Raw genomic sequence first — 22,612 nt, forward strand, 5'->3', positions numbered from 1 at the left:
TTCTGCTCTGGCGTTCCCTACGCCAACGGCTTCGCTCAGGGAAGGCTGGGTGGGTTGTGGCTTGCTCCCGAAGGAAGACGTTTCACGTTGGCGTAGCCTGTCCTCAGGACAAACGGCTCAGCCAGCATAGCTTCTGAAGTTGTGCTGGCTATAGCTTTGATGCAACATCAAGCATCAGCGCAGCACTATCATCCGCAGACAGTCCGGTGACATCTACCGTGTAGACTGGCCCGAGATGGCGCTTGAGCGCATGGGCATAGGTGCGATCGTAGTAGTCCAAGATCACCTCACAGGCTTCGGGCAAGCGATCGCTCTGGAGATGAGCAACAGCAGCCTGAGTACGCTGACCGCCCAGCCGTTTATGCAGGCGTTCAGTCGCGGCAATCAGATCGGTAATGGGAGCCACCTGATAGACCGCCACCAAGATTGCCACCCGTTCATCCCGCGATCGCTCCACCTGCAGCATTGGAGCCCGGAGCATTTGCTCAAACAACTCGTTGGGAATACGGCAGAGACCAATCCGGCGGCTTTCGGCTTCAATCCAGATGGGGCGATCCAGGGGAAGCTGCTGTAGGGCGATCGCCAACCGATTTTCAAACTGTTCATTGGACGGTTGAGCTGGCAGCCCTAGGGAACCGAAGCTGCTGCCCCGATGGCTGGCTAGATGCTCCAGATCCAGCACCGGTTCACCTCGACGGGCGATCGCCTGCAGACTATCAGTTTTTCCTGTCCCGGTCATGCCGCCCAGCAGAATGATGGGTCGCGCTGTAGCGCAGTAGGTCTGGGCCCAGTGACGAAATCCCTTATAGCCCAAGGCCAGGGTCGCCACCTGGAAACCTGCCGTTTCCAGCAGCCAAGCGACGGAGCCACTGCGCATTCCGCCCCGCCAGCAATGCACCTGCACTACCCGATCGGGGGCGAGCTGTTTGGCCGCGGCCACCAACGCCGCTAGCTTGGGGCCAGCGATCGCCAACCCCAGTTCCACCGCAGCATCCCGACCTTGGTGTTTATAGCAGATGCCCACCTGGGCCCGCTCCTCATTGGAAAACAATGGCAGGCTGGCAGCACCGGGAATATGACCCTGAGCATACTCAGCGGGACTACGCACATCCAGGATCGGCCCAGGCGCATGGAGAAAAGCATGGACATCTAGACAATGGGGCATGGCAAAGGCAACCGTTGAACCTAGGGATGTACCGTAATCGGCGGCTGCTCTGATCGGGGCAGGACTCGACCAATGCAGCGAGAAGCATAGCCCATGGCTTGCAACGCCTCCACGCAGGCGATCGCTTGCTGGTCGGGCAATGCCGCCAGCAGCCCTCCTGAGGTTTGGGGATCAAACAACAGAGGCATTCTATCGTCCGTAGCCATGTCATGCACTTGGAGGTAGGGCAAGACAGCCCAGACGTTTTGGGCATCTAACGAGCTACGAATTTGGGTGAGCAGCAGGTCTTCCACCCCCAGCAAGCAGGGCAAGGTGTGAAGGTTCAGTTCCACTGCCACTTCAGAGGCTTGGACAAGGTTGAGCAGATGCCCCGCCAGACCAAAACCGCTGACGTCGGTGCAGGCGGTCACGCTATGGTGGCGGAAGACCGCGATCGCACTCTGGTTGGACTGCAGCATGGAGGCGATCGCCCCTTCAATCCAGCGCCCCTTAGCCTGTCGGCGCATATCCGCCGCAAACAGCAAGCCTGTACCCAGCGCCTTCGTGAGAATCAACGCTTGCCCTGGCTGTAGTCCTTGATGACGCCAGAGATCTTGATGCACCGCTAGGCCATTGCAGGTCAATCCCAGCGCTAGGCGATCGCCCTCACTAGTATGACCGCCGATCAAGGACGCTTGAGCACCATTGAGAACCGTCACTACCCCAGCTAGCAGATGATAGAGCGTTTCTTCCTGCTGTTGCGGTGGCAGGGGCGGTAGGGTGGCGATCGCCAACACAGATTGAGGAGTAGCTCCCATGGCCCAGAGGTCATTGAGGCAGTGGTGAGCGGTAATCTGGCCAGCGAGGAATGGGTCATCCACCAGCGCCGGCAGGTAGTCCACCGTTTGCACCAGGAGGCGATCGGCAGGAATCTGGATCACCGCTGCATCATCTGCTCCTAGACCTACCTGCACCGTCTCTGGCTTAGTCAAGGAATAGGTTTGGCGCAAGCGGGCCAGCGATCGCCCCAGGGTTGCGCCCCCCACCTTCGCGCCACAGCCCAGGCAGCGCATGTCATCCTCATCCCTTGCAGCATCCAGCGATCGCCCCATGGATGCAACCGGAAACTGGGCAAACTGCTCCATGAACGTCCTATCAATGTGATCTTTCCAGCGCCACAGCCAGCGGTATGGCCCCAGCCCCCAGCGCCCGCGAGAAGCCACGGCTTGCCCATCTCCGGTGCCAATCAAGATCAAAAATTCCCGCTGGGGATAGTAGGCCTGGAGAGATTGCCCCAGCAGCGATCGCCGCAGATTGTTCACCAAGGGCGGCCCCTGACGCACCGCAAACACCCCTGCCTTGGGGCGCGGATGGTCGATTTGGGTGGCAATGTCGCCCGCCGCAAACACATGGGGATGGGACAAGGACTGGAGATAAGCATTCACCTGGAGGAAGCCTCGTTCATCCGTGGTCAAGCCCGCCTGGGCTAGCCAGGAGGCCGCTGACGCTTGGGTCACCCAGAGAATGCGATCGCAATTCAGCGCAAAGCCACCTAAACCGACGAGCCGTCCGGGCAACACCTGATCCACCGTCACGCCCAAGTGAACCTGAATACCCCGCTGCTGCAAGATCCGCAGCATCCGTCGTCGCACCCAGCGATCGCGCCCTTCTAAAATCTCTGCCCCGCGATGGACAAGATGCACCTGCACCTGCGGCGGCTGTCCCGCCTCTCGATAGAGGCGACTCAGGTGAGTCTGAATCGACAATGCTAGCTCTACCCCGCCGGCTCCCCCGCCCACAACGGCCAAGCTCAAGGGTTGCTCCGGTCGTTGGCGCACCTGATCCAGAATGGCGTGCCAGTGGTGTAAAAACTGGGAAATGGGCTTCGCTGGAATGGCATGGTCTGCCGCACCCGGCACGGTGGTTGCTGGGGTACTGCCGATGTTGATCGACAATCGGTCAAAGGAGATGGGGGGATGGTTGGCGCAGTGAACCTGTTGCCTATCGAGATCAAGACCGATGGCGCGATCGCTGATCAAGCGGGCGTTGGCAAACTTGGCTAGGGGCAGCAAGTCAATATGACATTGGTCAAACTCGTAATGCCCTGCCACATACCCCGGCAACATGCCTGAATAGGGCGTATGCCATACATCCGTTACCAGGGTCAGCCTTACCCCCGGCATGGGATGCATTCCCATCTGCCGCAGCGCGATCGCATGGCTATGACCACCCCCAATCAAGACTAAATCCTGCACAATAATCCCTGCTGTGTATCCATCCAACGCGATCGCTCTTTCTTGCCCGAGACGTTGCCCGAGACGTTGCCCCATAGCCTAGCTATGGGCGTTGACGATGGAACCAAGGGAGCGTGACCCATTCCCCGCATCCATTATCAAAACAGGCCGCCACTATAAAGGGCAACCCCATTGAGTTGCCCTTCTTAACTCCAGCAGCAGCGATCGCCCCTAAGCGCGCGTTTGACTCAGCGTCTCAACCTGGGGTCGCACCTTTGCCAAGATCTGATCGGCGATTTGCGACGCGGTAATCCCCAGATCCGTCTTAGACTCATCCGGCTTCGCATGATCCACCAATACATCGGGAATCCCAATGCGAGTGATCGGCACGGTTACATCATGATCCAGCAACGCTTCAGCTACAGCGGAGCCAAAACCACCCATGGTGCAGCCTTCCTCCAAGGTCACCACTCGGCCAATCTTCTGCGCCAAGGGCACAATCAGCTCGGTGTCCAAGGGTTTCACAAAGCGAGCATTGACCACAGTGGCTTCCACACCATGTTCGCTGAGAATTTCTGCTGCCTGCATAGCCGTTTGCACCATCGAGCCGTAGCCCAGTAGCAGCAGATCATCGCCCTGACGCAGCACCTCGCCCTTGCCGATGGGCAACGGTTCCCAACCTTCTTCCATCAGCGGCACGCCCAGCCCATTACCTCGGGGATAGCGCATAGCGATCGGGCCATCGGTGTAGTTCACCCCGGTCACCACCATCCGCTGGAGTTCTGCCTCGTCCTTAGGAGCCATCAACACCATGTTGGGGATGCAGCGCAAATAGGCAATGTCATACAACCCTTGGTGGGTGGGGCCATCTGCCCCAACAATGCCAGCTCGGTCGAGACAGAAAAACACCGGCAGATTCTGAATACAAACATCGTGGACAATCTGGTCGAAGGCGCGCTGCAGGAAGGTGGAGTAGATGGCAACGACCGGACGCATCCCCTCGCAGGCCATCCCCGCCGACAGAGTCACCGCATGCTGTTCAGCAATCCCCACATCGATATACTGGTTGGGCAACTTGGCCTGGAGCTTGTCGAGCCCGGTGCCTGTAGCCATAGCGGCGGTGATGCCAATGATTTTGGGGTTATTTTCCGCGAGCTTCACCAACGTATGGGCAAACACCTTGGAGTAGCTGGGAGGCTTGGGCTTACTGGCAGGAACCGCCTTGCCAGTGGTCAAGTTAAACGGCGACTGGGCATGGTAGCCCACCTGATCGGCCTCAGCGATCGCATACCCCTTGCCCTTAACCGTCGCCACATGGACTAAAACAGGGCCCGGATGCTGATGGGCTTGACGGAAGATGGCGATCAGTTCTTCTAGGTTATGACCATCGACCGGGCCCATGTAGGTAAATCCTAGCTCTTCAAACACCGCCCCCACCTTGGGTACCGCTAGCCGCTTCATCCCTTCCTTGATGCGGTGGATTTCTGGAGAGAGGGAATCGCCCACAAACGGCAGATGCTTAAATTGCTCCTCCAGATTTTCTGACAGAAACTGCACCGGGGGACTGAGACGCATCCGGTTGAGGTAGCGAGGAATTGCACCCACGTTAGGGGAAATTGACATTTCGTTGTCGTTCAAGACCACCATCAGGTTGGTCTTGGGCAAATGTCCAGCATGGTTGATGGCTTCTAGGGCCATGCCACCAGTCAACGCCCCATCGCCAATCACGGCCGCCACCTTAAAGGTTTCTCCCTTGGCATCGCGGGCCATGGCCATCCCCAGAGCAGCGGAGATACTGGTGGAGGCATGACCGGCACCAAAATGGTCAAACGAGCTTTCACAACGCTTGAGATATCCAGCCACACCATTCTTTTGGCGCAGCGTATGAAAATCACCATAACGCCCGGTGATCAGCTTGTGGGGATAAGCCTGATGACCCACATCCCAAATCACCTTGTCATGATCCAGATCCAATGTTTGGTAGAGACCCAGCGTTAGTTCAACAACGCCTAGCCCCGGCCCAAGATGCCCACCACTCGCTGCAATGGTCTCTAAATGCTTTTCGCGAATCTGGCGCGCAATTTGATTCAATTGATGAATCGACAGACCATGCAGTTGATTGGGGTGGGTCAATTCACTGAGGTGCATAGGAATTTACCTTTACCTTGTTAAGTTCTTAAACGGAGCCTTGGTTATTTCACTCTAGTGCAATCTGGGGGCGTGAGCGCTGAAGCAGGAGGTTCGTTTGTCAATCTCCCATGGAATGCTTAGAACTCGCGCCTGAACCTGCTTATCAAAACCTGTTCCAGCGGCAAATCTTGAGTGGTGGGGAGCAGAAGAGACTGCGATCGCCTTGGGATCTACCCTCGCCCCCACGTCTGTTTTGAACAGACTTTAAAGGACAGGAGATGACCGTTAGGCATTTAGAGGCATCAAATTTGAGCCTAATGGTGAGCTTAATAGTTAACCAATGCAGCGTTTTCTTTAATTTAGTATTACTTAAATTAATATTGATGAACAGGTTTTCCTATGGGAGCGGCGACCTATCCTCATATCTACATGAATAGTACGGAGAGCGATCGCACCAGGTAGGCGCTCATAAACCCTATTCGTCTGCAACTCCCCACATACGTCAGCCCCCTGTGTTGAGCAAACGTACTGATACCGATAGGACAAACTTTGGGCAACCTGAACCAAGAGTGTTACACCATCGGCCCTGCACCTCTGCAGCCACGTCGATCACGTCACAATTCATGACTCGACACTATTTCATAGACATCAGTTAATCTAGACATTAGTTAGTCTAGGGATGGTCGTTTTGCGATCGCCCCGTCCATCGACCGGTCTAGGTGTTGCCCGTGAAACCCTTCCCCAAGCCTCAGGGCTCACGCTGGGGTCAAGCGCCAACACCTTCCCCTAATCTCGACGTTGTAATGACAGGAAGTGGCTTATGACCGACGCCCAACGCCCACCCCGCCCGCCCATGCCACCCGCACCACCACCGCCACCGCGAGCGGGTGCGCCTGCGAGTGAAGCCACCCAACCCATCTCGCCCCAGACCATGGTCATGCCATCTGCGCCCAGCGCGCCCCCTCGCACTGGAGCACCGCCCAAGCCGCCCAGCGCCCCACCGGCTCCGCCGGCAGGTCATCGCCCTGCTGCACCACCCCCCATGCGTATGCCGGCGAAAAGTCGCATCAGCCCCGGTTCACCGACCCTGGCCCAGTTGGTGAAAGAGGCCTTCGATAAAGGGTTCTCGGATATTCACGTGGGCGTGGGAGAGACGCCGCGCTTCCGTAACCGAGGCGAAATTGACACGACGGAATACCCGGTCACCGACGAAAATACTTTCTTCAGTTGGCTGAGCGAAGTTCTCTCGGATCAAGAGATTCAACGCTTTAAAGACACCCTAGATTTTGATGGAGCTGCCCAGTACGACTTCGCTCGGGTGCGGATCAATATCTTTGATTCAATTCGCGGGCCAGGCATGGTCATGCGACTCATTCCCATGAAAATCTTGACCATGGAGCAGCTCAATCTGCCGCCGGTCTTCAAGGATATTTGTCACTATCACAAAGGGTTGATCTTGGTGACCGGGCCCACAGGCTCCGGGAAATCGACCACCATGGCCGCCATGATTGACTACATCAACAAGGAGATGCCCAAGCACATCATCACCATTGAAGACCCGGTGGAGTTTGTGCATCAAAGCCGTAAAGCCTTGATCAAGCAGCGGGAAGTAGGCATCCACACCTTGAAGTTTGACAACGCCCTGAAAGCCTCCCTGCGGGAAGATCCAGACATCATCCTGGTGGGGGAAATGCGTGACAAGGAAACCATCAGCACCGCCCTCAAGGCAGCGCAGACAGGACACTTGGTCATCGGCACCCTGCACACCAACAGCGCCGTGAAAACCATTGAGCGGATTCTCAACCTCTATGATCCAGCGGAGCAGGAGCCGGTCAGAATCTCGGTGGCAGAAGCCTTGGTGGCGGTGATTGCCCAAGGGCTATGCCGCACCACGGATGGTAAGCGGGCTGCCTTCCATGAGATCTTGCTGAATACCGATGCTATTCGTGACTACCTGCGTCGAGGCGATCTAGACGAGGTGGAAGCTATGGTGCCGCGCTGTACCTTTGACGGCATGTGTACCATGAACCAGTCGCTCTATCAGCTCTACGAAGCTGGGCGAATTACGGAAGAAACGGCCCTAGAAATGTCGCCCAAGCCCAACGAAATGGCCCAGATTCTCAGAGGTCGAGTCTAAGCTGGTGGGGTTGCAGGAGTCCATTATTCCTTCGTCGTATAAGGGAATTGTCCTGTTTACGCCCGGAGGAGACGTCATCTATGCCATCGATGAACATAAGCAAGATCGGTGGCACTTGCAGCTTTGTGCTGCGCTGCAGGAGCTGCTGGGGTTGCCAGAGCCGCCTCACTTCTTGGTGCCTTGTTTTACGGCAACCATTGACTGCTGGCTGGATCCTAGAAGCCAAACTCGCTGCCAAGCGGCAGAGATGTCGCCCATGGTGCAGCGATACCAGCCCTTACTGAATATGCTGTTTTACAGCTTGGATTTGCAATGGTCGGTTTTGCCGAATCCTGGGCCAGGCTGTGATCCGGCTGTTTTGATGACCTATCGATCGCGCTTTCCAGAACTTTGGCAATCCCACGATCTAGTCGTCAAGCTCGATGATTCCCTAAGGCGATCGCGCTTCCCTCAGGCAGAACCCTGGCTATCCAGCAACCCCACCCCCAGTTCTCCCCAAGGCTATGTGTTTCGCCTGTTTGTCAGCGGACAGAGTCTAGTCACCGAGCAAGTTTTGCAAAGCCTCCATCAGGTCTTAGAGCGATCGCTGCAGCGCCCCTACACCCTAAAAATTGTCGATGTGAAAAAGCATCCAGAGATTGCCGAGCTCAATCAAATTACGGCAACGCCGACCCTAGTGCGCATCTGGCCCAAGCCGGTGAAACGGGTGGTGGGTGATCTCAATAGCGTCGGTAAAATTCTGCAAGACATGACCTCCGCCTTTTAGGCAGGTCATGACCTACTCGTCTGCTGTGTCGCTATCTGGCCAAGAGTGCAGCACGTTCCGCTAATGCCCAGCCCTTGGGTATGAGCGTCAACACACCACCATCAAACGGCATTGGGTTGATGGGTATGGGACAACATCGACTGCACCACGCTGCGGACAAACAGCAGGTCACTCGACAAATCTACAATGTGAACCAGCCCTGAATCTATTAAATCCGTGGCGCGATCGCTGCTGAGTTCTCCCCGAACAGCCGCCGCTAGCTCATCCGCCGTGCGTCCACTACCGGCAATCACCAACACCGGCCGCCCCACCCGTACGCTATTGGACGCATCTTGCCAGGCAATTCGACCACCATTCACCAACACCGTCACCGATGGTGCATCAACATTCAAAACCGTCGCCACGTTAGCAATCCACGGTGCTTCATCCCCCCAAAGCCCTCCTGGCACCAACACAAAATGGGTATGGTGGGGTTCGAGAGGAGCCTGATCATCCGAAGGCTGGGTGGGGCTCTGGGGCAAAATCACGGTGCCGATCGCTGCCACGCCCACCAAGGGAAAGGTGCTGGCTGTGGCTTGGCGGGCCTCGCCCATCAGCTTCATCACACCAGCGTCCGTGCCGCCATCAATCACCACCCCATCTAGGGATTGGATCACCGGTGCTAACACCTCCGTAAACAGCGATCGCAATTGACAAAAGCTTTCCTCAGAAATACCGCTAGCTCCTCCCACCACCACCAGCGTTGGCCGCGCCATGGGCAACCCCAGTTGGGTCAGGAGCGGCGCAATCTTAGATCGAGTTGTAGAGCGGTGCAGTTGAATAGCCACCGCCGTATGCCCATTGGGAAACTTTAATTGGAAAGGATCTGGGGTTGGGAAAGATTTCATCGTTGCAAGTGCAGAGACATTAGGCAACTACTGAACGTTAAAACAGGGCGATCGCTAAATCAGAGTCCATGAGTTGATGCAGCGAACTACCCAACCCACCCAATGGTTTACGCCCAAGCGTAAAGCCAACCTAGCATCTCCCAGGTATGACCTCTACGTTATAGCCTACCTAGGGTGACCTAAACAGAGAACTTGCTCTGTGAAGCAAAAACCAGCGATCGCTAGAGCCTTAAGGGGGCATGGCAGCCTAGCAATCTATCGCACCATCGTATCCAAAGGGGCTGGGCGTGAGCCATGACGCACCACCCCTATGTATCCCAACTATGCATCCCAACAAGCAGCCATCTTAAAAGGCCTTGAACGCACATCTATGATTTGCAGGGAGCGATCGCCCCTCAACACTAAACCTTGCCCAATCGTAGACGGATTTATCTTAAATCCTCAAGTTTCCTGGCAACGAGTAACGCTCCGTAACATTCACGGGACATTCGCGGGACATCCCAGACCATCCCCAGACCATCCCCAGACCGACGCAAGCCTAGGGATGGAGGGCAGAATGCTCCTAGAGGACTTGCTGAAACAGAGCTTTTACCTGCACCCAAGCATCGGCGGCAGCGGCCTCATGATAGCTAGCGCGGCGATCGCAGAAAAAGCCATGGTCGGCTTCGGGGTAGCGAAAGATTTGGTGGGGGACGTGATGCGCCGTTAAGGCTGCTTCAAGTTGCTCCACATGCTCAGGGGGAATGCTCAGATCTTCCATGCCAAAAAAGGCGTAGAGGGTGCCGTTAATATCTCCTGTGCGGCTCAAGGTGGGGTCGCCACCGCCCGGACACCAGGTTGGCAATCCAGCCCCATAAAACGACGCGGTCGCAGCGACGGATGGCAGAGTGGCAGCTAGGAACGCCACATGCCCACCAAAACAAAATCCAATACAGCCCACCCCACCGGGTTTACTAGCCGGCTGTTGGCTCAGAAAATCGATGGCCGCCTGCACATCGCCCAATAGCTCATCCGCATGGGTCTGGTCTTTATACTGTCGCCCTAGTTTGATATCGTCTAGGGTGTACCCAGCTTCAAAGCCGGGGGCTAACCGTTGGTAGAGAGCCGGGGCGATCGCAAGGTAACCTTCTCGGGCAATGCGTTCTGTGATATCTCGAATGTGGGCATTCACCCCAAAGATTTCTTGCACAACGACCACGGGAGGATACAGACCGTCGGCAGCGGGCTGGGCCATATAGGCATCGATCGCCAAGCCATCATGGTTAATCTGGACATGGCCTGTTTGAAGATCCGAATGGCTCATAAGTAGATTCCTAAGACAACGGGGGTACGGAACATGATGGATGACCGTGGGGCATGGTGGCGATCGCATACTCCTCTAGTGAGCCCGGATACCTAAGCGTGCGAAGATAGTGCTAGCCATCCTGAAGACTAGCGGGGGCGAGCATGTACCCTTGTGCCAGCATGTCAGCTATGATTGCCCATACCATCGCATTCGCCTCAATCCGGCATCGCAGGTTAGCGTCTCAGCATCCCTCAACGGGCCATCCAGTTAGGGTTTTAACACAGGTTTTTTAACGGCTTCAAGATTATCTTGGTCGTTAGTTCTCATCGAGCGCATGGCGGAGGCTCTGGTCTATGGTTCAGTTTCACATTCAACCCGATAGCGAGATCCCAGCGTCTACTCAGCTCTACAACCAAATACGCTTTGCGATCGCTTCGCGGCAGTTTCCACCGGGGCATCGGCTGCCCAGCACCCGGCAGTTGGCTATGCAAACGGGTTTGCATCGCAACACGATTAGCAAAGTCTACCGCCAGCTCGAAGATGCTGGGGTGGTGGATGCTCGGGCTGGGGCTGGCATTTTTGTGCGGGCTCAGGGCGACGAAGGCGTTGCCAAAACCGGCTCCCCGCTCCTGGCCCAATACCCCGAAGCCAACAAACTGGTGCAGCAAAGTGTTGATAAGCTGTTGAGCCAGGGCTGTAGCCTCAGTCAGGCGCGGGAACTATTTCTAGCAGAAATTGACTGGCGGTTGCGCTGCAGCGCCCGCGTGTTGGTCACTTCACCAAGCCAAGACATTGGCGCAGGGCAGTTGATGGTGCAAGAGCTAGAACAGGCGCTGAAGATTCCGGTGCAGTTGGTACCCCTGGAAGAACTAGAGCAGGTTCTGGATCAGGCGCGATCGGGCACCGTGGTCACCAGCCGTTACTTTATTGGTGAAGCCGAGGCGATCGCTGCCCCGCGTTCGGTACGCGTGATTCCGGTTGATATTTACGACTACGCCCAAGAAATGCAGTTGCTGACCAAACTGCCCACGGGTAGCTGTTTGGGCATTGTCAGTCTCAGCAGCGGCATCCTCAGAGCAGCGGAGGTGATTATCCACAGTCTGCGGGGTGAGGATCTGCTGGTGATGACGGCTCAGACAGATGATGCCTACAAGCTCAGCTCGATTGTGCGCAGTACCCAAGTGATTGTCTGCGATCTGGTGAGTGTTCCTCGGGTGAAAGCTGCGATCCAAGAAGCGCGCAATGATCTGATTCGTCCACCCCAAGTAATTACCAGCAATAACTATGTGGGTATGGATTCCATCGAGGTCTTGAAGCGAGAGCTGGGGCTGGATTAAGCCAACCTGCGAGAGCAGGCGTTATCACCGGCATCCATCACTAACCTTAAAACATCGGTGAACTTAGAGCGATCGCTGCAGTTGAATCTGCAACGGATCCTCGGGCTGGCGCAGCACACCCAAACGCTGAGTTGTGGAGGGCGATCGCCCCGTCTCATCCCAAAGCATCCAGCGACTACCCGCCGGTAAATCTTCCAAGCGATCGCCCCTCGGGGTCAACCAAACCAAGGGCAGATCCGGACGCTGACCCGCGATCGGCCGAGGATCTTCATCGGACTGGGTGGCCGCCAAAACTTCAAGCACCTGCTGCTGCCCGTCCACCGTCCCCGTCCCTGCTGTCCAGAGGCTCACCTGCAGTTTTTGCTTCAAGGCATAGAAATAGAGCGACGCTGCCACAATCACCGCTTCTTCAAAGGCTGCCGCCGGCCAAGCTATGCCGCTATCCAAGGCAATCACCAAGGCCTGACCGCCGGTGATCACCTCCAACTCCCGCACCCGCAGATCGCCATAACGAGCGCTCGATCGCCAATGCACCATGCGAATCGGATCCCCCCAGCGATAGGGCCGCAGGGCCCGGGTCATGCCTTCGCTAGCGCTATCGGGACGTTGAATACTTTGCAGCTCTTTCTGCTCATCGGCTCCCTGCTCATCCACCAAGGGACAGGACGACAGCGGCAATACCTGGGGATAGACCACAGCGATCGCTGGCTGAGTGAACGCCTGCCGCCGCCAGAAGAGACCAAAGGGAGCCGCCGTCCGCAGATGCACCGTATGCCAACGGTAGACCCCCCGCTGTTCCATCACTCGGCTATAGGCCCAGCGGTATTGCCCTTGGGCCGGCAAGGTCTCCAAGGCCGCCCGTTCTGGCGCACCCACCACAAACGGCAGTAGATCAGAAAGTTCGAGCAGTCCCCGAGCCTGGGGCGTGGGATTATCAATCCGCAGTTCCACCTGCAGGGCATCGCCAGCGCTGATGGGATAGATGGGCATCCGGCTCACCTGCACATGCTTCAGCGATCGCGGCGGCAAGAGGGCAGCGATCGCCAGCATCGCCAACATACCGCCACTGATCACATACAGCCAGCCAGCCATGGTGTTGGTCGCCGCCGCAAAGAAAAATACAGCCAACCCCAGCAGCAGCCAGCCGCCATAGGACGGAGACACCCAACGAGTTTCAAGCCAATCTGACCATGCCTTTGTTTGTCGCATCCACGCTTCTCCAGATTTGCCTCCATCCTAGCCGAGGGCTGGGCGAAGCCCCCAGGGATCGCAGTAATTCTAGTTCACTGCCGCAGACCAAAAGGAGGCAAGTTATAATCTTGACGGAGTATGTATGTAGGCGTTGCGAATGAGTAATCCCCTAGTCCAGGCTTTTTTCGTGGGACGAGCAGCAGCAGAACTGCTGAGCGAGCAGTTTGAATCCACCGTCACCCACACCCTGAGCGACCTAGGCAAATTTGATGCGGAGCAGCGCGAGCGCTTGCGTCAGTTTACAGAAGAGGTGCTAGACCGAGCCAAGCAGTCTGAAGACTCTGCCATGGGCGATCGCCCCGCTGCGGATGCCCCGGCCGCCGGGTCTACCTCCGATTTGCAGACCATGCTAGATGAACTGCGCGCTGAAATTGCCCACCTGCGCGCCACCCTGCAGCGCCACCGCAACTCTGCCCCGTAAGCCATCCGGTCTTGCCTCGCTCTCAACAGCTTGGAAAAATCCATGCCCCTGGGTTGCCCGATCTCCCTAGAAAGGGAACCATAATAGAAAAAGCTGTTTAGAACTCCTGGATTGAAGCGCGAGTGACCGTCTTGCCTGATCGTCCCAGTCGTGATGCTGCCGCATCTGAATCTATCCCGTCTCCAGTCGGGTCGTCTGTGCCCTCTGGTCTATTGTCTAATCCGTCAGAACATCGGGGCATAACCGTGAGCGATCGCTCCAAACTGCATACAAGCAAAAAATACCGCTGGAACCGTGAGCGCTACTCTCGGCAACGTCGCTATGTGGATATCTGGACATTTGTCCTCAGGCTACTGGCATCCCAATGGCTTTATGGCAAGTCCTGGAGCTATGCCGGCGGCATGACCGACGAAAAGCAGGCCCTGCGACGGCGGCGCTTGGCAGTATGGATTCGAGAAACGCTGCTAGATTTGGGGCCCACTTTTATCAAAGTTGGGCAGTTGTTCTCCACGCGGGCCGACCTCTTTCCTAGCGAATACGTGGAAGAGCTGTCGAAGCTACAGGACAAGGTGCCAGCCTTCAACTACGAACAGGTTGAAGCCATCATCGAGCAAGACCTTGGCAAAACGATTCCTGAACTGTATCAAAGCTTCGACCCCATCCCCCTAGCTGCCGCCAGCCTTGGGCAGGTGCATCGGGCCCAGCTCCACAGCGGCGAAGAAGTGGTGGTAAAAATCCAGCGGCCGGGTCTAAAAAAGCTGTTCACTATTGACCTCGCCATCCTCAAAGGCATCGCCCGCTACTTCCAAAACCATCCCGACTGGGGACGGGGACGCGATTGGATGGGCATCTATGAAGAATGCTGCCGAATTCTTTGGGAAGAAATTGACTATCTGGGCGAAGGGCGGAATGCCGACACCTTCCGACGGAACTTTCGCAATGAAGGATGGGTGCGCGTACCTCGGGTGTATTGGCGCTATGCCTCATCGCGAGTACTCACCCTAGAATATTTACCGGGCATCAAGATCAGCCACTACGACGCCATTGAAGCAGCCGGGCTCGATCGCAAAAACCTGGCCCAACTGGGAGCCCGCGCCTATCTGCACCAACTGCTCAACAATGGATTTTTCCACGCCGACCCCCACCCCGGCAACATTGCCGTGAGTTCAGACGGAGCGCTGATCTTTTATGACTTCGGCATGATGGGTCAGGTGCCAGCCATCACCCGCGAGAAACTGCTCAACACCTTCTTTGGGATTGCCCAAAAAGACGCCGAACAAGTGGTGGCATCCTTGGTAGAACTGGGAGCCCTAGCACCTGCCGAGGATATGGGCCCGGTGCGGCGATCGGTGCAGTACATGCTGGACAACTTCATGGATCAGCCCTTTGAAACCCAGTCCGTCGCAGCCATCAGCGATGACCTATATGATATTGCCTATAATCAACCCTTCCGATTTCCCGCCACCTTCACCTTTGTGATGCGGGCATTTTCGACCCTAGAAGGGGTTGGCAAGGGTCTCGATCCAGACTTTAACTTTATGGAGGTTGCAAAACCGTTTGCAATGCAGCTTATGACCGACGGACGTTCATCCCTAGAAACCGACGGACTGCTGGGGGAAATTGGCCGGCAGGCCGCGCAAATGAGTAGTACAGCCCTCGGCTTACCCCGACGCATTGACGATACCATCGACAAGTTAGAGCGGGGAGATATTCGGGTACGGGTGCGCTCCATTGAGAGCGATCGCCTCCTGCGGCGAATCAGTACCGTAAACCTGGGAATGAACTATACTATTTTGGCTGGCACGTTCACCCTGTCCGCCACAATTTTGCTCGTCAGCGAGTACGTGGTCTTGGCTATCGTGATGGCAATTCTTGCCGTAGCGGCAGCGATCGCTCTTCTCCGCCTGTTAATGCGTCTAGATCGCTACGATCGTATGTTTTGATGTTTTCCTTGGGTAGCGCCACGCTGTATGAAACGGATTTTCTCGGGGCTAACAGACACAGGGCTAGTGCGCTCTGTCAATCAAGATGCGTACTACATTGACCCCGACGGTCGGTTTTGCCTGGTTGCCGATGGCATGGGTGGCCATGCGGGCGGGCAGGAAGCCAGTCGCTTAGCCACGGATACGATTCGTGAGTATTTAGAAACCCACTGGAGCTTTCCAGCCAAGTCCCATCAGTTGCTGGAAGAAGCGCTGCTGAAAGCTAACCACGCCATTTTGAAAGATCAGCGCGACCATCCGGAGCGATCGGATATGGGCACAACTGTAGTGGTAGTGCTTTTTCGCGATGACCAGCCCTCCTGCGCCCATGTCGGCGACTCACGCCTCTATCGTCTACGAGGTTCTCGGCTCGATCAAATTACCGAAGACCACACCTGGGTACGACGAGCGCTGAAGTCTGGAGAATTAACCACCGATCAAGCCCGTCTCCATCCCTGGCGACATATTTTGTCGAAATGCCTAGGGCGAGATGATGTGCGCCAAATCGACGTGCAGACCTTTGAGCTAGAACCCAACGATCGCCTCATTCTCTGTAGTGATGGTCTCACGGAAGAATTATCCGATCACCTGATTGCCTTTCACCTCAAATCCATTCGCGCCTGTGACCAAGCCGCCAGCGCCCTGGTCAATGCAGCCAAAGGCAAGGGTGGCCGCGATAATATTACCATCGTGATTGTCTCCAATGAGCAGTCTGACTAGCGCGATCGCTTCCCGGAATCTGCACTAGCATGACTCCGAGACCGAAAGGTGGCGATCGCCCTTTTCAACCCTTAGTCTCTGGTCTAGTCTGGAGTGAACATCACGTCTGGCATAAACCCGTGGGGAAAGGAGTCACGCCATGTTGAGTTGGGATCATCGGCCAACGTTGTCTACCATGGGCCGCGAGCGGGCGTGGGTTGAGATTAACCACAGCCACCTAACCCATAACATCCAAGCCATTCAAGCTCTCTTGGCTCCAGGCACAGACCTAATGGCGGTGGTGAAAGCCGATGCCTATGGTCATGGGGCGGTGACTATTGCCCAAACCGCCCTCCAGGCTGGGGCCACCTGGCTAGGCGTGGCCACCATTCCCGAAGGCATCGAACTGCGGGAAGCAGGCATCCAGGCTCCCATCCTCCTGCTGGGGGCCACCAATACCGTCGAGCAAGTGCGGGCGATCGCTCACTGGCAGTTGCAGCCAACGCTCTGCACCGAAAAACAGGCTCTGATCTTTGCCGAGGTCATGGACTCTGCAACCCAGCCGCTCCCAGTTCACATCAACGTTGATACTGGCATGTCGCGCCTAGGAGTTGCCTGGCAGCAAGCGCTGCCCCTTGCCCAGCAGATTCAGCGATCGCCCCATCTCCACCTGGCCAGCCTCTACTCCCACTTTGCAACAGCGGATGATTCTGATCTGCAAACCCTTCATTGCCAACGCGATCGCTTCCAGCAGGTCATCCAAACCCTAGGCGATCATGGCATTGTTCCGCCCATGCTGCACCTAGCCAACTCCGCCGGCACCCTAGTTGAGTCCAGCCTCCATTACAACCTAGTCCGGGTCGGGCTGGCCATCTACGGGCTCTATCCCGCCCCCCATTTTCGGGACAGCATCGCTCTCAAACCCGTGCTTCAAGTGAAAGCCCGCGTCACCCAAGTGAAAACCCTGCCGCCCCACACCGGCGTTAGCTATGGGCATCGATTTGTCACCCAGCGAGAAACCCGGCTAGCCGTTGTTGGCATTGGCTATGCCGATGGCGTGCCCCGCTTGCTGTCCAACCGCATGAACGTTCTCTTACGAGGACAGTTCGTTCCTCAAATTGGCGCGATCACCATGGATCAGCTCATGCTCGACGTGACCGACCTTGCCGAAGTCCACGAGGGTGATGTGGTTACCCTACTGGGGCACGATCAGGACGCCAGCATCTCCGCCGACGACTGGGCCGACACCCTCGGGACGATCTCCTGGGAAATTCTTTGTGGCTTCAAACATCGCCTACCGCGACTATCCCTATCCTCGCCGGCAACCGCTACCGCCAACCCTCTAACCCTTTCCTAAACCTAAGCACCAAGGAGACATCGATGGGATACCCTACCGTGATTTTGCCAGGCTACTTCGCCGGTGCGGCCCCTTACCAAACCATGGAGAAAACCTTGGCAGAGCTAGGCTTTCCCAGCGTCACCGTGCCCCTGTCTCGCTGGGACTGGGTACCCACGGTGGGCGGACGGTCGATGGGAGGCATTCTCGAAAAACTCGATCAAACCGTGAACCAGGTGATGGAAACCACAGGCAGCGATCGCATCAATCTCATCGGCCATTCCGCTGGCGGCTGGATTGCGCGGATTTACCTCGGCGAAATTCCCTACACTATCCACGCCAAAGACACCGGCAAGCCCATGCTCTGGAAAGCGCATCCTTCCGTAGCCACCCTGATGACCCTAGGCACCCCCCACGTTAGCCAAGAACGCTGGACGCTGCGCAACCTCAACTTCGTTAACGATAACTATCCCGGCGCATTTCATCCCACGGTGCGCTACGTCTGCGTGGCTGGCAAAGCCGTCTTGGGCGATCGCTCCCTAGCAGGCTGGTTCACCTACAACAGCTACCTACTCACCTGCGGCAACGGAGCCTGTTGGGGCGACGAAATTACCCCCATCTCCGCCGCCCACCTAGAAGGTGCCGAAAACCTGATCTTGGATCAGGTCGTCCATTCGCCCCGACCCGGCAAGCGCTGGTATGGCAGCCCCGACATCATCCCCACCTGGGCCGCCTATCTCGCCTAAAGCACCCCTCCAACTCATGAGGCCAGCCACCTGCATCTTCACAGGTGGCTTTTGTCGTTCCAAAACAATGGAGGACAGGAGAAGCGATCGCCCCGCCGCTCATCTGGATACCCGCGTTCTACCCCAGCGCCAGCGAAAATCAACCTGAATTCGTTCATCTTGAGCAGTCTACTCAAGACGGTGTTGCTAAAACTAGCCTAATCCAATGCGCAAAAATGCTCATCATTTCACAACACACAAGGAGAAATTGGTGTCATCTTGTCAAACCCTTGTTATAATTTGTAATATATATCAGACGGATTTGTATGGCGAATAGGGAAACCTGAATCTACCCCCCCGTAACGTCTCCCAAACGTTCGGATTAGAGCTTAGATTCACGCCTACCGTCTCCAGATACCAGTCCTGCAAGAGGTCGAAGCCCGTGACAGCTTCCATCCAAGCTCTAGCAGACGACACCAAGAACCGGTTACAGCATTCAACATTGCACTCTCAGTCATGGAGGATCCATGGTAGACCCTAACACCTACGAGCTAACGATCGAGCAACAGTTTCAAATGCGGTTGATGGAGGAATCAGCCAACGTGATGAGCCGAGAGCAAGCCCTAGATCTGCTGGTGCAGGCTTCTCAGCTTCTGATGGTCAAAGATAATGTCATCCGCAATCTACTGCAACGCACACCGCTCAAAAGCTTTAGCTTTGAAGGTTAGCGATCGCATTTCTCTACTTTGGAGGACACAGATATGGACTTTATGTCATTTGATTTGAGTTTGGAGCAAAAATTCGAAGTTCAACGCATTCGCCAAGAAGTGCAGGACATGGATCGCGACCAAGCTCTTGACTTACTGCTTCAAGTCTCGAAGACCTTAATGATCAAAGATAACGTCATTCGAGACCTGATGAAAAAAGCAGACCTCTAGGTTCAAGCCCTCAGTGAGATGGCGAGCTCCTCCTCTTGCTTTGTTCTTAACGGAGAACCGAGCTGGTGGTGTTGGGACGTCAACTTCGCTGACTATGTTTAGGTATCACCTCAAATACTTGTACTTGGTAAATTTTTGACTGATTAAGCTTATTTCGTTACAACTCTAGATTCAAAGCTATTTCTTCCTTATATCAAGTAAATCGAGTCTCACAACTCTTAATGTCGTTAATTATTATCCAGCAAAAAATTGATTCGGGCTATGTATCTTATTCCCGATGAGACCCAGCAGCATGACATGAAACAACGTTCAACACAAAACCTTATTAGCCTGTACATCTCACCACTATGATTAACCACCATAAGGTTCGGCTATCCCTACTTCTACTTACTTTGCTGTAGGTAAAAGGTTAGGCTAGCTTGTACAAGCTTAATCATTGAAAGCAGCATTATGAAGACTGACAAAGGTAAGGATTTCAAGAAAGCAGCAGGGTTTGCTGCTGGTGGCGGTGTGGCAGGAGCTGGCATCGCAGCTATGGTTGGGAATATGGGCTTGGTTGGAGGTTTTGGTGGTATTGCAATTGGCGCTGCTCCACTTGTTGGAGCCGGAGTAATAGTTGGGATGGCAGCCTACGGTCTTAAAAAGCTTGTTGAGTAACCTGACTAGTATATCCGCGCATGACTTAAAATCTGCGTCATGTTAGCAGCCATGCAGTTACAGCATCAACAAACGATGGTGCTCAAGATGTAATGCTGCCTATCACTAGAAACCTTAAGAATCAGAGGTTTCATTCCCCTATCATTACCAATTTTGAGCACTACCCAACAAACGTCTTATAGTTGTTCTTTCTCTACTGCCCCCGCAATAGGGCTGGGCAGTGTTAGGCTTGAAGAGTATAGAGGCATTTCTCTATAATTACTGAGCTAGGCTTACCATTTTCACCCATGTTCCGGCACTCCCTCATTTGCACCGACTTCTCCGATGGCTTACACCGCTTGGTTCGCTTTGTACCAAGCCTAGCTGCTAGTGGTCTACAGCAGATCACGTTTCTCCATACGGTTGCTATTTCGCAAGATCGTGAAGTTCCACGGATCGATGAAGAATCCTTACAAGCCATACGCGATCGCCTCTCGGCTAGTTTAGGCGATGTGCCTGCTGGCGTAGAGGTGAACATTGAGGTTCAGTCTGGCAAGCCGATTGACAACATCTTGCAGGTGAGCAAGAGCAATGGCGTAGACCTGATCATGGTTGGCATGGCAGGCCGTGGTCTGCTCAACGAAAAGCTGTTTGGCAGCACCACCATGGGGCTTTGTCAGCGCACTCCTTTGCCCATCATGACCCTGCGTCCCCAGCTCATTTCCACCTACACAACGGAAGAGCTGGATTTGCGCTGTCGTCATCTTTTCCAAGATTTGCTGCTTCCCTACGATGGCAGTGATTCGGCTGATTATTTAGTACAAAGGGTGCAAGCGATCGCTCAACAATACCCCGAGGGCTCTCTCAAACGAGGGCTGCTGTGCTGGGTACTAGAGGAGCAAAACCGCCGCAGTTTGCCCAGAGACTACGACAAAGACTCCGCTCTAGAAAAGCTCAATACCGTTAAAGCCGAGCTGGTGAAGCTTGGCCTAGACATTGATGTTGAGGTGCGGGAAGGCAGCCCCATGAATGAACTGCTGGAAGCAGCACTAGAGCGAGATATCACAGCGATCGCCATTTCTTCCAGTCCCACCAATCGCTTGGTAGGTTGGTCTATCCCAAGCTTTGCTGAAGATATTCTTCGGCGCAGTTGGCACCCTGTGCTCTATTTCCCACCCGAAAAGCGATAGATGCCTTGGATGAAATCAGCACAGCAGCACTAACGTTGTAACCTCTCAGCTCAGTGTGGCAGTAGATCACGGCTTAAGGTGCTTTTGAGTTAGCTATAAGCAGTTCAATTCAAAGCACCTTGAGCACGTCAGTTGACAGGATACCAGCGATTCTTATCCTAACCAGAAATATCTGTATTTCCACTATTGTATAAAGACTCTAGCTTTGTCAGAATCTTAGGCTTAAGGTTTTCTAGCTCTGTCTTCAGCATATTTTTGCTGGTTGCCGATTGTCCTGCCGATCGCACCGACTGCGCCATGCTAGCCCATTGTTGAAACATACGGCACTGGGCCTCAGCGATCGTAGAGTTCATCACCGTCATACAGTGCTGCGGATTTTCATGGGAGAAAAACAGCAGGCGATACTGCTGAACCTTGCCTAACAATCGACACATTTGGCTACCCTGACTGGTCTTTAGATCCAGGTAGCAGGGCAACCAACGAGGGCCATAATCCGGGTTATACAACACGGTTAGCCACAGCATCATCGGATGGGGTGATTCTAGAAATAAAAACCGATTATAGCGGCTACAGACAAGACGTTTTTTGATCTCTGATACAGGCAACATCACCCAGAGCGTTGGTAACATATCTTGCTTAGCCCGCATAGGTTTGGGAAAAACAATATCCGCGATGGGCATGTTTTTCGGCCAAGAAGCCTGTTTACACAGATCATCAATCGTGACGTGGCTACCTGCCTTGGGTGATGCCTTCACCGGCAGCTTCACCAGGGCATCATTAATCCGTCGCCCTAGACGTTGCCCAGCACCAAAACGCTGTTCTAAGGGTTCCAGCGCTTTGAGAATTTCTGCTACATTTTGAGGGCGATCATTGGGTGACTTTGCCAGACAGCTCATCACCAATGACTCTAGTGCCTTGGGCACCTTAATGTTGGAGTTGGCAATTTCAAAGCTTCGGGGAGGCTGAAACTGGTGGGCCTGATACCAGCCACCAAACGTATGCGTATCAGCTTGCAATGGCATCTTGCCAGTCAATAGCTGAAACATCATCACGCCTAGGCTGTAGATGTCAGATCGAGCATCCAGCTCACGTCCCTCCATCTGCTCGGGGGATGAATAGGCGAGAGTGCCCATAAAACAGTTGGTTTGACCAACATCTGCCTGCAGTAGCTTAGCAATCCCGAAATCAAGAATTTTGGCTAACTCACCTAAACTCTCGTCTTGGGTGATCATGATATTGCTTGGCTTGATATCACGATGGACAATCGGATATACGTTTTGATCAACCAAGATCCCTTGATGAGCGCACTGCAAGCCGAGGCAAATTTGTCGCGTCAAGCTTAAGAAGCGCGGCAACACAATCGGCTGATGACTCAGCACTTCACTCAAGCTCTCACCCTGCAGGTGTTCCATCACATGGTAGTGCATTAATGTACGGGACGGAGGAAAATCAGACTACGCCATTGCGATTAGAAGGGAGTCAGACCCATGACCATTGAGATGACCTGTCCCACG

Annotated in this window: 19 protein-coding genes; 12 read left to right on the top strand and 7 right to left on the bottom strand. The window is 55.0% G+C overall.

All coding sequences use genetic code 11. The features are described from left to right. Positions 1-148: 148 nt before the first annotated feature. The 3 genes from mnmH to dxs form a co-directional block, all read right to left on the bottom strand. Positions 149-1,165 carry a tRNA 2-selenouridine(34) synthase MnmH gene (mnmH, locus tag JUJ53_RS15710; RefSeq protein WP_204152953.1) on the bottom strand — a complete coding sequence of 339 codons (1,017 nt, stop codon included), beginning with the start codon at positions 1,163-1,165 and terminating at the stop codon, positions 149-151. 20 nt (positions 1,166-1,185) lie between these two features. Continuing rightward, on the bottom strand, positions 1,186-3,474 hold the full coding sequence (selD, locus tag JUJ53_RS15715; RefSeq protein WP_204152954.1) for a selenide, water dikinase SelD: 2,289 nt from the start codon (positions 3,472-3,474) through the stop codon (positions 1,186-1,188). Between the two features lie 135 nt (positions 3,475-3,609). Continuing rightward, positions 3,610-5,526, bottom strand: a complete 1,917-nt coding sequence (gene dxs, locus JUJ53_RS15720; RefSeq protein ID WP_204152955.1) for a 1-deoxy-D-xylulose-5-phosphate synthase — start codon at positions 5,524-5,526, stop codon at positions 3,610-3,612. A gap of 802 nt (positions 5,527-6,328) precedes the next feature. Between dxs and JUJ53_RS15725 the strand changes: the two genes are divergently transcribed. Continuing rightward, positions 6,329-7,645 carry a type IV pilus twitching motility protein PilT gene (locus tag JUJ53_RS15725; protein WP_204152956.1) on the top strand — a complete coding sequence of 439 codons (1,317 nt, stop codon included), beginning with the start codon at positions 6,329-6,331 and terminating at the stop codon, positions 7,643-7,645. 10 nt (positions 7,646-7,655) lie between these two features. Continuing rightward, entirely contained in the window at positions 7,656-8,411 is a 756-nt protein-coding gene (locus JUJ53_RS15730; RefSeq protein WP_204152957.1) for a circadian clock KaiB family protein, read from the top strand. Between the two features lie 101 nt (positions 8,412-8,512). Here the strand turns inward: JUJ53_RS15730 and JUJ53_RS15735 are convergent, their stop codons facing one another. Next, positions 8,513-9,298, bottom strand: coding sequence for a hypothetical protein (locus tag JUJ53_RS15735; protein WP_204152958.1), 786 nt, complete (start codon positions 9,296-9,298; stop codon positions 8,513-8,515). Between the two features lie 562 nt (positions 9,299-9,860). Beyond that, positions 9,861-10,601: a dienelactone hydrolase family protein gene (locus tag JUJ53_RS15740; protein WP_204152959.1), complete on the bottom strand. Its 741-nt coding sequence runs from the start codon at positions 10,599-10,601 to the stop codon at positions 9,861-9,863. A gap of 335 nt (positions 10,602-10,936) precedes the next feature. Here JUJ53_RS15740 and JUJ53_RS15745 point away from each other — a divergent pair, with 335 nt between their 5' ends. Next, entirely contained in the window at positions 10,937-11,920 is a 984-nt protein-coding gene (locus tag JUJ53_RS15745) for a GntR family transcriptional regulator (protein ID WP_204152960.1), read from the top strand. A gap of 63 nt (positions 11,921-11,983) precedes the next feature. Here the strand turns inward: JUJ53_RS15745 and JUJ53_RS15750 are convergent, their stop codons facing one another. Further along, complete coding sequence (locus JUJ53_RS15750) at positions 11,984-13,129, bottom strand: DUF58 domain-containing protein (RefSeq protein WP_204152961.1); 1,146 nt, start codon at positions 13,127-13,129, stop codon at positions 11,984-11,986. Between the two features lie 139 nt (positions 13,130-13,268). Here JUJ53_RS15750 and JUJ53_RS15755 point away from each other — a divergent pair, with 139 nt between their 5' ends. The 9 genes from JUJ53_RS15755 (at position 13,269) to JUJ53_RS15795 (ending at position 21,098) form a co-directional block, all read left to right on the top strand. Beyond that, complete coding sequence (locus tag JUJ53_RS15755) at positions 13,269-13,592, top strand: DUF6825 family protein (RefSeq protein WP_204152962.1); 324 nt, start codon at positions 13,269-13,271, stop codon at positions 13,590-13,592. 239 nt (positions 13,593-13,831) lie between these two features. Beyond that, positions 13,832-15,535: an AarF/ABC1/UbiB kinase family protein gene (locus JUJ53_RS15760; RefSeq protein ID WP_343327968.1), complete on the top strand. Its 1,704-nt coding sequence runs from the start codon at positions 13,832-13,834 to the stop codon at positions 15,533-15,535. Between the two features lie 27 nt (positions 15,536-15,562). Next, the gene (locus JUJ53_RS15765) at positions 15,563-16,294 is read left to right on the top strand and encodes a Stp1/IreP family PP2C-type Ser/Thr phosphatase (RefSeq protein WP_204152963.1); all 732 of its coding nucleotides are present in this window, start codon (positions 15,563-15,565) and stop codon (positions 16,292-16,294) included. A gap of 139 nt (positions 16,295-16,433) precedes the next feature. Then, positions 16,434-17,630 carry an alanine racemase gene (alr, locus tag JUJ53_RS15770; protein ID WP_204152964.1) on the top strand — a complete coding sequence of 399 codons (1,197 nt, stop codon included), beginning with the start codon at positions 16,434-16,436 and terminating at the stop codon, positions 17,628-17,630. A gap of 23 nt (positions 17,631-17,653) precedes the next feature. After that, the gene (locus JUJ53_RS15775; RefSeq protein WP_204152965.1) at positions 17,654-18,355 is read left to right on the top strand and encodes a lipase; all 702 of its coding nucleotides are present in this window, start codon (positions 17,654-17,656) and stop codon (positions 18,353-18,355) included. 506 nt (positions 18,356-18,861) lie between these two features. Further along, positions 18,862-19,062 (top strand): NblA/ycf18 family protein, encoded by a 201-nt coding sequence (locus tag JUJ53_RS15780; RefSeq protein ID WP_204152966.1) that lies wholly within the window; start codon positions 18,862-18,864, stop codon positions 19,060-19,062. A 33-nt stretch (positions 19,063-19,095) separates the two neighbouring features. After that, complete coding sequence (locus JUJ53_RS15785; RefSeq protein ID WP_204152967.1) at positions 19,096-19,272, top strand: NblA/ycf18 family protein; 177 nt, start codon at positions 19,096-19,098, stop codon at positions 19,270-19,272. A gap of 450 nt (positions 19,273-19,722) precedes the next feature. Then, entirely contained in the window at positions 19,723-19,929 is a 207-nt protein-coding gene (locus JUJ53_RS15790; RefSeq protein WP_204152968.1) for a hypothetical protein, read from the top strand. A gap of 287 nt (positions 19,930-20,216) precedes the next feature. After that, positions 20,217-21,098, top strand: coding sequence for a universal stress protein (locus JUJ53_RS15795; RefSeq protein WP_204152969.1), 882 nt, complete (start codon positions 20,217-20,219; stop codon positions 21,096-21,098). Between the two features lie 158 nt (positions 21,099-21,256). Here JUJ53_RS15795 and JUJ53_RS15800 read toward each other — a convergent pair whose 3' ends face one another. Beyond that, the gene (locus JUJ53_RS15800; protein ID WP_239125091.1) at positions 21,257-22,525 is read right to left on the bottom strand and encodes a serine/threonine-protein kinase; all 1,269 of its coding nucleotides are present in this window, start codon (positions 22,523-22,525) and stop codon (positions 21,257-21,259) included. Between the last annotated feature and the right edge of the window lie 87 nt (positions 22,526-22,612).

Source organism: Leptolyngbya sp. CCY15150 (genome assembly GCF_016888135.1).
In the GTDB taxonomy this organism is placed as follows: Bacteria; Cyanobacteriota; Cyanobacteriia; order RECH01; family RECH01; genus RECH01.